The organism is Cedecea selenatireducens, assembly GCF_042138895.1.
GTDB lineage: Bacteria > Pseudomonadota > Gammaproteobacteria > Enterobacterales > Enterobacteriaceae > Cedecea > Cedecea selenatireducens.
Map to the genome: position 1 here is coordinate 196,103 of NZ_JBHIKW010000003.1, position 13,476 is coordinate 209,578.

15 protein-coding genes are annotated in these 13,476 nt (G+C 58.4%); 3 read left to right on the top strand and 12 right to left on the bottom strand.

The genetic code is table 11. The features are described 5' to 3' along the window. Positions 1-10 precede the first annotated feature (10 nt). The 3 genes from ACE38U_RS06315 to ACE38U_RS06325 are packed head-to-tail and all read left to right on the top strand — an operon-like array spanning position 11 to position 1,783. On the top strand, positions 11-463 hold the full coding sequence (locus ACE38U_RS06315) for a tetratricopeptide repeat protein (protein WP_375529441.1): 453 nt from the start codon (positions 11-13) through the stop codon (positions 461-463). Continuing rightward, positions 441-989, top strand: coding sequence for an RNA polymerase sigma factor (locus tag ACE38U_RS06320; protein ID WP_176982337.1), 549 nt, complete (start codon positions 441-443; stop codon positions 987-989). The genes ACE38U_RS06315 and ACE38U_RS06320 overlap by 23 nt, the downstream gene beginning before the upstream one ends. Next, positions 986-1,783 (top strand): anti-sigma factor family protein, encoded by a 798-nt coding sequence (locus ACE38U_RS06325; RefSeq protein WP_038475940.1) that lies wholly within the window; start codon positions 986-988, stop codon positions 1,781-1,783. The genes ACE38U_RS06320 and ACE38U_RS06325 overlap by 4 nt, the downstream gene beginning before the upstream one ends. A gap of 11 nt (positions 1,784-1,794) precedes the next feature. On the opposite strand, the gene uxuR is transcribed toward ACE38U_RS06325, so the two are convergent. From uxuR to ACE38U_RS06385, 12 genes are all read right to left on the bottom strand, one after another. Next, positions 1,795-2,571 carry a Uxu operon transcriptional regulator gene (gene uxuR / locus ACE38U_RS06330; RefSeq protein WP_038475942.1) on the bottom strand — a complete coding sequence of 259 codons (777 nt, stop codon included), beginning with the start codon at positions 2,569-2,571 and terminating at the stop codon, positions 1,795-1,797. A gap of 74 nt (positions 2,572-2,645) precedes the next feature. After that, complete coding sequence (gene uxuA / locus ACE38U_RS06335; protein ID WP_375529359.1) at positions 2,646-3,830, bottom strand: mannonate dehydratase; 1,185 nt, start codon at positions 3,828-3,830, stop codon at positions 2,646-2,648. 257 nt (positions 3,831-4,087) lie between these two features. Next, positions 4,088-4,300, bottom strand: coding sequence for a transcription antiterminator/RNA stability regulator CspE (cspE, locus tag ACE38U_RS06340; RefSeq protein WP_038475948.1), 213 nt, complete (start codon positions 4,298-4,300; stop codon positions 4,088-4,090). A gap of 551 nt (positions 4,301-4,851) precedes the next feature. Beyond that, entirely contained in the window at positions 4,852-5,883 is a 1,032-nt protein-coding gene (curA, locus tag ACE38U_RS06345) for an NADPH-dependent curcumin/dihydrocurcumin reductase (protein WP_176982736.1), read from the bottom strand. An 86-nt stretch (positions 5,884-5,969) separates the two neighbouring features. Continuing rightward, a complete protein-coding gene (gene citG, locus ACE38U_RS06350; protein ID WP_375529360.1) occupies positions 5,970-6,815 on the bottom strand; it encodes a triphosphoribosyl-dephospho-CoA synthase CitG in 846 nt (281 codons plus the stop codon). Continuing rightward, positions 6,793-7,332, bottom strand: a complete 540-nt coding sequence (gene citX / locus ACE38U_RS06355) for a citrate lyase holo-[acyl-carrier protein] synthase (RefSeq protein WP_375529361.1) — start codon at positions 7,330-7,332, stop codon at positions 6,793-6,795. The genes citG and citX overlap by 23 nt, the downstream gene beginning before the upstream one ends. Positions 7,333-7,337: 5 nt before the next feature. Next, on the bottom strand, positions 7,338-8,861 hold the full coding sequence (citF, locus tag ACE38U_RS06360) for a citrate lyase subunit alpha (RefSeq protein ID WP_375529362.1): 1,524 nt from the start codon (positions 8,859-8,861) through the stop codon (positions 7,338-7,340). A gap of 11 nt (positions 8,862-8,872) precedes the next feature. Then, positions 8,873-9,748, bottom strand: a complete 876-nt coding sequence (gene citE, locus ACE38U_RS06365) for a citrate (pro-3S)-lyase subunit beta (protein ID WP_038475963.1) — start codon at positions 9,746-9,748, stop codon at positions 8,873-8,875. Next, positions 9,745-10,038, bottom strand: coding sequence for a citrate lyase acyl carrier protein (gene citD / locus ACE38U_RS06370; RefSeq protein WP_061278918.1), 294 nt, complete (start codon positions 10,036-10,038; stop codon positions 9,745-9,747). Before citD ends, citE begins: the two co-directional genes overlap by 4 nt. Positions 10,039-10,062: 24 nt before the next feature. Continuing rightward, entirely contained in the window at positions 10,063-11,106 is a 1,044-nt protein-coding gene (gene citC, locus ACE38U_RS06375; protein WP_176982731.1) for a [citrate (pro-3S)-lyase] ligase, read from the bottom strand. Between the two features lie 4 nt (positions 11,107-11,110). Next, a complete protein-coding gene (locus ACE38U_RS06380; protein WP_375529363.1) occupies positions 11,111-11,980 on the bottom strand; it encodes a fumarylacetoacetate hydrolase family protein in 870 nt (289 codons plus the stop codon). 23 nt (positions 11,981-12,003) lie between these two features. Then, a complete protein-coding gene (locus tag ACE38U_RS06385; RefSeq protein WP_375529364.1) occupies positions 12,004-13,368 on the bottom strand; it encodes a 2-hydroxycarboxylate transporter family protein in 1,365 nt (454 codons plus the stop codon). Between the last annotated feature and the right edge of the window lie 108 nt (positions 13,369-13,476).

Sequence of the window (13,476 nt, forward strand, 5' to 3'; positions counted from 1 at the left end):
CGCCAGCGCCATGGGCGACGATGATTCCAAAACGCCGGACTGCCCGAAAGGCCAGGTGTATGACAGCAAAAACAAAACTTGTACCGTGGAAAAGAGCAGTATGTTAAGCGACGGCGATAAGACGCAGTACGCTTATCATCTGGCAAAATCTGGCCGTTATCAGGATGCGTTAAACCTGCTGGATACCCTGCAGCAGCCCAACACGCGTGAAGCCTGGAACTACCGCGGCTACGCCACAAGAAAACTGGGGCGCACCGACGAAGGGATCGGCTATTATCAGCGTTCTATCGCCCTGGATCCGCACTACGCCAAAGTGCGTGAGTACCTCGGCGAAGCCTGGATGATTAAAGGGCGCCCGGACCTGGCGAAGGCCCAACTGGCCACCATTAAAACGCTCTGCGGAACCGGCTGCGAGGAGTATCGCGATTTGAAAGCCGCCATTGACGGGCACCCGGAGTCCTAAGTTTGAGGACGTAAAAATCACCGTCAACGAAGTTCGTTTACAGCTGGGACAGCACCTTGCCCGCCTCTGGCGCTACGGCATGGTGCTGTCCCGCAATCGCGATGTGGCTGAAGATTTGGTTCAGTCCACCTGCGTGCGCGCTCTGGAGCGCTGCAGTCAATTTCAGTCCGGCACCCGCATCGACCGCTGGCTGTTTGCGATTTTGTACTCTATCTGGATCAATGAAATTCGCGCCCTGCGTGTTCGCCAGGGCCAGGGCTTTGTCGACAGCGACGAACTGAGTCAGCTTGCGGACAGCGAAAGCACCGAAGACAAACATCAGTACCACGCGCTGCTGCTGCAGGTCAGCGAGCTTCCCGAAGCGCAGCGCAACACCGTGTTTTTGGTTTATGTCGAAGGTTTCACCTATCAGGAAGCGGCCGACACGCTGGCCATTCCCATTGGCACCGTGATGAGCCGCCTGGCCGCCGCACGCCTGACGCTCGCCAAACACCTGATGCCGACGATGAAGAAGGAGCTCAAATGACGCGTCAATCCTTCTCCGCTCCGTGGAGCGATGAGGCTATCGTGGCCTGGCTGGACGGTGAGATGCGCGATGACGAACGCCGCGCCTTTGACCAACAGCTTAATGACGATGCCGATCTGGCCGCTCGTGTTGAACGATTAATGCAAAGTAACCAGCCCTGGGAACAGGCTTTTGCGCCTCTGCTGGAGGAAGCGCCGGTCAGCCGCATGGAGCAAAAGTTGAATGTCCTGCTTCATCAGCCGGTGAACGTGAAGCCGCAGGCGAAAGGCGTCAGCCGCCGCAGCCTGATAGCCGCTTCGCTGAGTTTTCTCGCCGTCGGAGTGCTGGCCGGGCGCTTTATTCGCCCTGGTGAACAAAAGCTCAGCGGCGAGCCGGAAATTCGCGACCTCATTGCGCAGTACATGTCGCTCTACAGCGCCGAAACGCTGGCCGACATCAACGTCACGCCCCAAGGTCTGCAAAGCGGCCTGAACCGTATGCAGCAGGATATCGGCCTGACGCTCACTCAGGCGGCCGTTGAGATCCCTGAAGCAGAGCTAAAAAGCGTGAGAATGCTGCGTTACGACAGCACCTCCATCGCGCAGATGGCTTATCTGCACGCCAGCTTTGGGCCGATGGCGCTGTGCATTTCCCGCAGCAAAACGAGCGACAGTACAGCGCTGAAGCATGAAGTCCGCCGCGGGCTAAACCTGGTCTGGTGGCGCAGCAAGGGGTATGAATATGTGCTGACAGGCCGTAATCCGCAGCAGGATTTACAGCAAAGCGGGAAGCTGCTGCAACAGCGGCTCGTGTGAAGCTGGCGGGGTTAACGCCCAGGCTCGTTCAGCGGCCAGGATTCAAAAAGGTAGCCGTCAAAATTAATATCGTCGATATCGGACAGCTCCAGCAGCCGATTTTTGACGTTTTCCAGATGCTGCCACATCGCATGTTTCGCGGCTTTGGCGTCTTTCTTGATCAGCGCCGCAAGGATTTGTTTATGGTCGGCAAGCCACTCCTGCCGATAGTGGTTGTTCTCCAGATGGCTGTGCAGCTGGATCCACATCGGGTTATTTTCACGCCACTGCCAGGATTGTTTGAACAATTCCACCAGCATGCTGTTGTGGGTGGCCTCGGCCACGGCAAGGTGGAACTGCCTGTCGCCGCTTTCGTTCCCGCCGGAAACCAGCTCCTGCTCTTGTATCTGCAATGCCTGGCGCATTTTCAGGATATCTTCCCGGGTCGCCTGCTGAGCGGCGAACTCGGCGATATTGCTTTCCAGCAGCTGGCGCGCCTGCAGTAGCTCGAACGGCCCGGCATCGTTGCACTGGCTCACCGGCGCGTTAACCGTCTGATGGGGCATAGCAACGACAAATATGCCAGCGCCGCGACGCACTTCCACCAACCCTTCAATCTCCAGCATGATCAGCGCTTCGCGCACTACGGTGCGGCTAACCGCCAGCAACGCCGCGATTTCACGCTCCGGCGGAAGACGGTCCCCCAGGGCATACTGCTGCCGCGCAATCATGTCTCGCAGCATCACGCCAACTTCCTGATAAGGCCGCTGCGGCTGCGCGGAAGGTTTGTCCTGGATTTGCTGTTTCATCTTTACTCACGGCAGGTAGGGAATGAGCCGGACTATAGCATAACTGGTTGACCCATTCCCTGGCCCGGCGAGTGCTATTTACCAAAGAACGCGCGCTGAATCGCCATCTCAACGCCGCGCACTTCCGCCAGCCCTTTCAGGCGACCAATCGCGGAATAGCCTGGATTCACCTTTTTATTCAGGTCATCCAGCATTTGATGGCCGTGATCCGGGCGCATAGGAATCAGCTCGCGCTGCCCGTTCGCCTCGCGACGCTGCTCTTCCTCGACGATCGCTTTCACCACTTCATACATATCCACATCGCCATAGAGGTGCGCGGCTTCATGGAACGTCTTCGGATTATCTTCCCGCAGCGTCGAGCGCAGGTGCGTGAAGTAGATTCGAGGCCCAAAGCGTTTAATCATCCCGACCAGATCGTTATCTTCCCGCACGCCGTAGGAGCCGGTGCACATCGTAAAGCCGTTTGCCGGGCTGTTGACCGCATCCACCATCCACTGCATATCCTCCACGGTAGAAACAATGCGCGGCAGGCCAAGGATTGGGCGCGGAGGATCGTCCGGGTGCACCGCCATTTTAATTCCCATCTGCTCGGCGACAGGGATGATGGCCTCAAGGAAGTACGCAAAGTTTTCGCGCAGCTTCGCTTTGTCGATGTGTTTGTAGGTGTCCAACTGGGCGCGGAACTGGTCGAGCGTGTAGCCTTCTTCCGCCCCGGGCAGGCCAGCGATGATGTTGCGGGTCAGCCGCGCCTTCTCGTCATCACGCATTTCCGCGAAGCGACGGTTTGCCTGCTCGATTTCTTCCGCGCTGTAATCGGCCTCTGCCCCTTTGCGCTTCAGAATATGCAGCTCAAAAGCGGCGAACTCGATTTGGTCAAAGCGCAGCGCTTTAGAACCATCCGGTAGCGGGTATTCAAGGTCGGTTCGCGTCCAGTCCAGCACCGGCATAAAGTTGTAACACACGGTGTAGATGCCGCATTCAGCCAGATTGCGCAGGCTTTGGCGGTAATTCTCTATCCATAAATCATATTGCCCACGGTGGGTTTTGATCTCTTCATGGATAGGTACGCTTTCCACCACCGACCAGACCAGCCCGGCAGCCTCCACCACGGCTTTACGTTTCTGTATCTCTTCGACCGGCCAGACTTCACCGTTGGGAATGTGGTGCAGCGCGGTGACGATGCCCGTCGCCCCCGCCTGCCGGGCATCGGCCAGAGTGACCGGATCGTTTGGACCATACCAGCGCCAGGTTTGCTTCATGATATCCCCTTACAGCTCAAATTGGTTGACCAATAAATATTTTTGATTAAGCGCCGTTATTTATGCGCCAGATGGCATCTAAGTTCAGCCAATTTGAGTGGTGTGTCAATCTACACGCGACAATTGGTTAACCAAAATCACAATTTAACACACAGCATTGCGAGGGTATGGGCAAAAGCTATAGGACATCTCTAAACTGCAGGCACAAAAAAACCCGCCGTAGCGGGTTTTTTTCACTTCTGAAACGTCAGGCTGAATTACAGCGCAACAACGTTAGCAGCAGCTGGGCCTTTAGCGCCGTTCTCGATAGAGAACTCAACTTTCTGACCTTCGTCGAGGGTTTTGAAGTTATCGCTCTGGATTGCAGAGAAGTGTACGAATACATCTTTGCTGCCATCGGTAGGAGAGATGAAGCCGAAACCTTTCTCAGCGTTGAACCATTTTACCAAACCAGTCATTTTGTTAGACATAGATATTACCTTTTCGTTTTCTTGAGCCACTAAACGCGGCGAACATGGTCTGTTCAGCAGAGTTGGACTTATTCGGGCACTTAGGAGGAGACTCGAGAAGAAGGGATATCTAAGATAGCGCTTGAACTGAGGACTGCTTTACTAAAACTGCTTTCATAAGGTCTGTGTTCCAAACCGGGTGCTAATCTCTCACGTCCGAAGTGATTTAGCAAGGGTTAAGAATAAATAAAAAAAATTCTCATTTAAGGAGACGATTTAAGCCGGAACCGTGCCTCGCTTCTTATTTTTACCCTCACCCTCTCCCTGGAAGGGAGAGGGAATAAATATTGTTTCCCGTAACTTTTGTTTTCTCCCTCGCCCCTTTGGGGAGAGGGCTGGGGTGAGGGGAAGATTTGTTCCCGGCTCTCATCGCCCCCGGTTACGACCCCGACTGTTTGGGTGATAGCCGGTGGGTTTACCGCTTTAGCGGCGATGAGCTCGCCGGGCGCCGGGGCTGTTACGGGGCTAAAGATATATCCCGACACTCAATATACTGACGATGAGCCTAAACCCTATTCCGCTATCTTCACGATCAACTTGCCAAAGTTCTTCCCGGACAGCAGCCCCTGGAACGCCTCCACGGTATTCTCCAGGCCGTCCACGATATCTTCACGGAACTCAATCTCTCCGGCGGCGATCCACGCGCTCATCTGCTTAAAGAACTCCTCGTAGCGGTGGCTGTAATCCTGGCTGATGATAAACCCTTCCACGCGCATGCGTTTTTTCAGAATGGTTGCCATCAGCTCAGGCAGACGATCGTGCTCAAACGCGCTGCTGCCGCCGTTGTACTGGCTGATCATGCCGCAAACCGGGATACGCGCTTTGGTATTCAGCAGCGGGAAGACCGCGTCAAACACCGCGCCGCCGACGTTTTCAAAATAGACGTCGATGCCGTTCGGGCAGGCTTTGGCCAGCTGTGCAGCAAAATCGCTGGCGCGGTGATCGAGGCACTCATCAAACTTCAGGGTCTCTTTTACATAGCGACATTTATCTTCACCACCCGCAATGCCGATGATCTTAGCGCCGCGCAGGCGAGCCGTTTGCCCCACGATGGAGCCCACTGCGCCGCTGGCGGCAGCTACAACTACGGTTTCACCCGGCTGCGGGTTGCCGATATCGGTCAGCCCCATGTAGCCGGTAAAGCCCGGCATGCCGAGCAGCCCCAGCGCCCAGGAAGGGTGAGACATGTTTTTATCCAGCTTCCGCAGGCCTTCTCCATTTGAAATCGAATAGTCCTGCCAGCCAGAATCAGCCAGCACCAGGTCACCCGGCTGATAATCAGGATGCTGCGAGCTTTCCACCCTGCTAACGGTGCCGCCGACGATGACTTCACCGATGCCAATCGGCGCCGAGTAGGATTTAGCGTCGCTCATGCGCCCGCGCATATACGGGTCGAGGGACAGGAAAAGCGTGCGCAGCAGCACCTCGCCTTTACCGGGGGTTGGAACAGTCACTTCTTCCAGATGGAGATCTTCGCGGGTCGGCATTCCCTGCGGGCGCTTAGCCAGCACAAAGCGGCGGTTTTTATCTGCGGTCTGAGCCATGAGGTACTCCTTTTATTTTCCAGAGTGAAAACCTCAGACTAGACAAAAAACCGCGGCATTAGCATGAAATTCGTGCTGGATAGCCGTTACGCCGCAATTTCCGCTAAAACAGCGCTGACCGCCAGCAGATCCGCGCTTCCGCCGGGGCTAAGATTACGGCCGATAAGGTCGGCGTCCATTTGCCGGAGATCGTCCTCGTGCCAGCCCTGTTGCAGCAAGCGCGCGGCATAGCGTTGCACATAGCGCAGCCCGGCCAGCCCGCCGCGTGAAACCAGGTTAGTGTCCGGGTTAGCGGCCATCAGGCGCAGCATCGCATTAAGCCGGCGACGTTTCGGGCAACTCTCAGTCTGCCAGTAAGGCAGCACGTGCTGGCGCACCGTCAGGAATCCGCTTTCCGCCTCGCCGCGTGCGCCGGTCAGGCCAAACTGCTGATAGAGCCTTTCACCAACCGACGAAGCCTTACGGGCCGCGACCAGCTCTCTTTCCACGAGTCCGCTGCATATCTCACTCACGCTGGCACATAAAGCCGATGCGCTGAGCGCTTTGCCTTGCCCCTGCAGGCGGCCGGCGGCGGTTGAAAGCAGCCCCAGCGAAAACACGCCGCCTTTGTGCGTATTCACCCCTTGGGTGGCCTGGTACATTGCCTGCTCGCAGGCGATGCCCGCCGGACGGATCAGCCGCAGCATCTCGCAGGCTCCGCGCCCCGCATGTTCACGCCCCAGAGCGTGGAACGTGCTGAACCAGGGGCCAATGGCGGCGATGCTGTCGAGAAACATCGGCAGATCCATATCGCGGTGCGAGCCGCTGTTGGCGCCGTCCACCAGCCCCGGCTTTGGCGTCAACCAAACTTCGTCCAGCAGCGCCTGCCGCACCAGACCTGGCACATCCGGTGCGGCGGCAGAAGCTGGGTTAATCCCTGGCAAACCAGCCATCTATCAGCCTCTCAACGCGCGCGGTGACTTCATCCATGGGGTGGCGGCGAGAACGCGCGCAGGCATGCGCGGGCTCGTTGCACACCAGGCAGCGCCGCCCCGACAGGTCCAGCGAGGTTCGCCCCACCGGGCCGTTTTGCGGGCAAATCACGTCCGCATCCCACAGCCTGCCGAGCGGATGGGTTTGCTCCAGCTCGACCGTGGCCGCTTTAAGCTCGCTGGCGGAGTGCGCCACGCTCCACATCGCTTCGGCGCCGGTCGGCAGCCACAGCACCCGCCGCTCGAGAACCGGCCAGCGATAGCGCCACAGCAGCTGGTCACAGGCCTGCAGCGCCACCGCCATGCAGTTACGATAGCGAATGCTGTCTTTCAGCGGGCCCGGCGTTACCAGCGTCAGGGAAAGCACCGGCTGGCTATGCTTAAGCAGCCACTCGTGCTGCCGGTTCGCCCGTCGCTCTTTGGCCTCAAGCAGGGCGGCAAGGGTAACGCCCTGCACCTCCAGAAGCGTTTCACTCATTTGGCTTACTCCTCTTTTACCTGGCGCACCACGTCGATCACGCTGCCGTCGCGGTAGCGGATCACACCGACGATGCGCGGCGTAAATTCGATCGGCTTCGGTTCGCCGGTCAGGGAAATGGCGCGCTGATAAAGATCTTCGATGTTGACGATCTTCATCCCCGCGCTTTCAAGCCGCGCGCGGATCTCCGGGCGGGCCGGGTTAACCGCCACGCCGTGATCAGTCACCAGCACGTCAATGCTTTCACCCGGCGTGACTTGCGTGGTCACCCGTTTGACGACGGTCGGAATTCGGGTCCGCAGCAGCGGAGCAACCACAATCGTCAGGTTTGCCGCGCTCGCCACGTCGCAGTGCCCGCCGGATGCGCCACGCATCACGCCGTCCGATCCGGTTATCACATTGACGTTAAAGTCGATGTCGATCTCCAGCGCGCTGAGGATCACCACGTCAAGCTGGTCGCAGCTCGTGGCCTTCGCTCCGGGGTTGGCGTAGACGTTGGTGGAGATCTCAATGTGGTTAGGATTGCGCGACAGCGAGGCCGCCGCCTGACCGTCAAAACACTGGGTATCAAGCAGTTTTTCGATCAGCCCTTTTTCGTGGAGATCCACCAGGCTGCCGGTGATCCCGCCGAGGGCAAAGCGTGCCACCACGCCGTTGCGCTCCATTTTTTCCTCCATAAAGCGCGTGCAGGCGGTGGCCGCCGCCCCGGAGCCGGTCTGCATGGAAAAGCCGTGGCGGAAGTAACCCGAATGTTCAATGACTTCGGCTGCGGTACGGGCAATCATCAGCTCACGCGGGTTGCTGGTGACGCGCGCCGCCCCGACGCTGATTTTTGCCGGGTCACCCACGGTATCGACCTGAACGATGTAGTCCACCTCGTCCTGCATCAGGCTGGCGGGCATGTTGGGGAACGGCACCAGTTCTTCGGTTAACAGCACGACCTTGCGGGCAAAATGGGCGTCCACTTTGGCGTAGCCCAGCGATCCACAGCAGGATTTACCGTGGGTACCGTTGGCGTTGCCGTATTCATCGCTGCACGGCACGCCGAGAAACGCCACGTCGATTTTCAGCTCGCCGTCCTGCAGCAGCTTCACGCGCCCGCCGTGGGAGTGAATCTGTACCGGTTCGGCCATCAGGCCGTGAGAAATAGCTTCAGCCAGTTTGCCGCGCATGCCGGAGGTGTAAATACGGCTAATCACGCCGTCGCGAATGGGTTCGATCAGCGCCTCGTTGCAGGTCATTAGCGAACTTGAAGCCAGCGTCAGATTTTTAAAGCCGAGGCGGGCCAGCGTGGCAACCACGTGATTAATCACCCGATCGCCTTCCCGGAAAGCATGATGGAAGGAGATAGTCATGCCGTCTTTCAGCCCGCTTTGGGCAATCGCCTGCTCCAGCGTGTCGCAAAGCTTGCGAGTTTTCTTCGCTTCGGCATCCGCCAGCCACGGGGTGGTTTGATGTGCCCCGTCAAAGCTTCGCAGGTGAGAAAGGTGCGGGTACTCAAGGTGTAAAAGTTCGGTCATATTGCTCATTGTTTTTATCCTTAGCGACGCACGCCGGAAGCCGTGGCGCGCTCAAGCACCACCTGCGCATGGTTAATGATTGGCGCGTCGATCATCTTGCCGTTGAGCGACACCACGCCCAGGCCGTTGCGCTCCCCTTCATCGGCGGCGGCAATGACCCGGCGGGCATAGTCGACTTCGTCCTGCGTTGGCGCGTACGCGTTATGCAGCAGCTCGATCTGCCGGGGGTTGATCAACGATTTGCCGTTGAAGCCCATTTTGCGGATCAGCTCGACTTCCCGCAGGAACCCGGCTTCGTTATTCACGTCAGACCAAACCACATCGAATGCGTCAATCCCGGCGGCGCGTGCGGCATGGAGTACCGCACAGCGGGCATAGAACAGCTCCGTGCCATCGCCTCGTTCGGTTTGCATATCCATCACGTAATCAAAGGCCGCCAGCGCAATGCCGATAAGGCGCGGGGAAGAACGCGCGATGGCAACGGCGTTGATCACGCCCACGGCGGATTCAATCGCTGCCACGAGTTTGGTGGAGCCAGGCTCGCGCCCGCACGCTTTCTCAATGCGTTCGAGGTGAGACTCCAGCAGGAAGATGTCTTCCGGCGTGTCGGTTTTAGGCAAGCGCACCACGTCCACACCTGCGCGCACCACGGCCTCAAGATCGTCCAGGCCAAACGGCGTATTCAGCGGATTAATGCGAACCACGGTTTCAATGTCCCGGTACATCGGGTGTTGCAGGGCGTGGAACACCAGCACGCGGGCGGTATCTTTCTCACGTAGCGCCACGGCATCTTCCAGGTCGAACATGATCGAATCCGGGCGGTAGATAAAGGCGGTGGAAAGCATGGCGGCGTTGGCGCCGGGGAGGAACAGCATGCTGCGACGGAGTTTTTTCATTGTAGTTTTTCCCAGTCAATTTTTTCGGCATCGGCGGCGCGCAGCACCGCGCTTTGCAAACGGGCGCGGATCACGCAGTCCAGCGCGCCTTTGTCTTCCAGAATAAAAATCCCTTCTTTCACGCCGAGCTGGGCAAGGGTTTGCTCCGCCACCCGGCGAATCTGGTCGCCAAACTGCTTTTGTACTTCGCTGTGGATCATCAGGCTGAACTCGCCTTCGGCGGGGGCCACTCTCACCAGCAGATCGCTGGACTCCAACGTCCCGGCTAAGGCTTGCTTTACGATTCTCATAAGGCTTTGTCCTGGTTAAAGAAATCAGGCCATATCCAGCGCGTAGTGCCGCTGAAGATGGCTAAAGGTACTGTCCGGGACAATTTCCCGGATGCGGGCCATTTGCTGGCTCTTGAGTAAGGCACGGACTTCAGAGGCGGAAATCTCTCGTCCGGCGGCATGGCATTTACGCGGCAGCTCGACCACCTGAATCGACGCCGCGCTGTGGTGGCGATGCACCTCCAGCCAGTAGCGCATGGCCTGGTTGTACTCGCGGGTGACGGCGCAGAACGGCTCGTTGCCGACAAACCGGTGGGTCACGCCCAGCGCCGGAGCGACGTAGTCACGGAAAATCATCAGGTCCATTGCGCTCCAGGTTTTGTCGATAAGCCCGCTTTCTTTCAGGAAATAACCCGGAAAGGTGGCGCGGGAGATCAGGTAGTCAGAGCCGGGATGCACAATCACGTTGGGTAAGTGAGCCACTCCCTGGCGAACCATCTCCCACCGCTCCTCGAACGGAAAAAATGAAGCGTCCTCACGGACCACAAACAGATGCAGCCAGTCGCAGCGCGCCGCCGCCTGTTCGGCCAGGTAGCGGTGGCCGAGGGTGAACGGGTTGGCGTTCATCACGATGGAGCCGATCCGATTTCCCGGTTTGCGCAATTTTTCCAACCCGGCGCAGTAGCGGCTGATGCCGACAGGCGTGTTTTCCATCAGCACCGCAGCCTCGTCGACCTGCACCAGCGGCCAGAAACCGCTCTGGCGAAACCGGTCAAGGTTGTACGGGCGGGTAAACAGGAACAGATGCGCCTGCCCGCGTTCCATCGCGATATGCTGAATTTCCCCCAGCAGCCGCACGCTGAGGTTATCCCCGCGCCAGGCTTCATCCACCGCCACGCACTTGATGGTGCGCCACGCCAGCCCCGCACAGCCGACGATCTTTGCCCCGGCAAGGGCGACGACGAACAGCTGAATGTCGCCGTCCAGCCCGAGCTGGTTACGCCCCAGCAGATCCCGTATGGCCGCCAGCGCCTGCGGCTGGCGCTGCGGATCGACGGTGCTGAACTCGATAGGGTTGGACTGGAACATAGCGTTAGTGGGCCACCGCCCCTGAAACCTGCGCCACGCGGGACTCAACGATCACGTTGCTGAGATGGCCGATACGCTCAATCTCAACCTCGATGCGGTCGCCCGGCTTCATAAACAGCGGTGGCGTGCGCTTCTTGCCAACGCCGCCGGGAGAGCCGGTAATAATCACGTCGCCCGCGCTGAGCGAGGTGAAGGTTGAGATGTATTCGATAAGCTCGGCCACCTTGTGGATCATGCTGCTGGTGTTGTCTTCCTGCACCATGCGGCCGTTCAGCCAGGTGCGGATCGCCAGATCGTGCGGGTCACGAATTTCATCCGCCGTGGTCATCCACGGGCCAAAAGCGCCGGTCTGCGGCCAGTTTTTCCCGGCGGTAAACCACGTGTGCTGCCAGTCGCGCGCCGAACCGTCCATATAGCAGCTGTAGCCGGCCACGTGGCTCAGCGCATCCGCCGCGGCAATGTCCACGCCGCCTTTGCCGATGATCACCGCCAGCTCGCCTTCGTAGTCGAATTCGCTGGAATGATGAGGTTTCACCACCGGGGAATCATGCCCGGTCTGGGAGTCCGCGAAGCGCACAAACAGCGTCGGGGCGGGGTTGTGCTGGTCGAACTCTTTGCGCTTGTCGGCGTAGTTCATGCCAACGCAGAGGATTTTCTCCGGGCGTTCGATGACCGGCAGCCAGCGAACGTCTGCGGCCGCAACATCGGCCTTCAGCCCGGCAAACGCCAGCGCTTCATGCACGGCGTCCGCCGCCAGTAGCGCTTTCAGGTCCGCAAAACGCGAGCCTAAACGGCGGCCCAGGTCGATGATGCCTTCCGGTGTAACCACGCCGTAGCTCCGCTGACCCTGAAGTAAATAACTTGCGAGTTTCATAACAGTTCCTGGTTAATCAAAAATCAGACAAGAAAGTTGCCAAGCACCAGCAGCGCCACCGAAACGTTGATCGCCCCACCGATGCGGGTAGCAATCTGGGCGAACGGCATCAGCGACATACGGTTGCCGGCGGTAAGAATCGCGACGTCGCCGGTGCCGCCCTGCCCGCTCTGGCAGCAGGAGACGATGGCTACATCGATTGGGTGCATGCCGATCTTTTTCCCGACGAAGAAGCCGGTCGCCACCAGCGCGCTGACGGTGCTGACGATCACCAGCAGGTTGGTAAGGGTGAAAGCGTCAACCAGCTCGTTCCACGGGGTGATCGCCACGCCGACGGCAAACAGAATCGGGTAGGTCACGGCGGTCTGGAAGAATTTATAAACCACCTGAGAACCCGCCAGCATACGTGGGGAAACGCCGTGACAGAGCTTGATCAGCACCGCGACAAACAGCATGCCGACCGGCGCAGGCAGGCCAATCAGTTTATGCAGCAGCATGCCTACCATGTAGAGCAGCACTGCCAGCAGCGCGCCGGAAGCGATAGTGGTAACGTCCGCTTTGCCGCTAAACAGGGCAGCGGTTTGTTCTTTTTCGCCGCCGTTGGTTTTGCCCGGCATCAGCTCACCTTCACCGGTCAGGTGCGGGAAGCGTTTACCCAGTTGATTCAGGCAGCCGGAGATAACGATAGCCGTCAGGCTGCCCAGCATCACGATAGGCAGAATGCGCCCCAGCGCTACGCCCTGGTCCATATGCAGCAACGTGGCGTAGCCGATAGACAGCGGGATCGCCCCTTCCCCCACGCCTCCGGCCATGATCGGCAGGATCAGGAAGAAGAAGATTTGGAACGGCTCAAGGCCTAAAGCCAGACCAACGCCCATGCCGACTACCATGCCCACCACTTCGCCGCACAGCATCGGGAAGAAGATGCGCAGGAAACCCTGAATCAGCGTGGTGCGGTTCATGCTCATGATGCTGCCGACGATGATGCAGCAGATGTAGAGGTAAAGAATGTTGGTGGATTTATAGAATTTGGTGGTGGACTCCACCACCGCATCCGGCAGCAGGCCGTAATACACCAGCGCGGAAGGGATGAAGGTGGCACAGATGGCGGCGGCGCCCATCTTGCCAATCACCGGCAGGCGCTTGCCAAACTCGCCGCAGGCAAAGCCAAAGAAGGCCAGCGTCGCCACCATCACCACGATATCGCTCGGCAGCTTACCGCCGAGGCAGTCGATGGCGATCAGCGCCCCGGCCAGCACAAACAGCGGCAGCGGGATGATGCCCACCTTCCAGCTGTCGAGAATATGCCACCAGCGCTCCTTGAGCGTCGGCTTATTAATATCAATAGATTCAGGAATGATGTTGTAGGAATCATCGGTCGTGCTCATATTCAAGCCCCTTTTTTAATTTGTCGGGGCAGACTAAAAGATTAAATACCTATGTAATGTGAGGGATAGCAGATTAAAACCGTTAATTTAAAGGCATCTATGACGTTA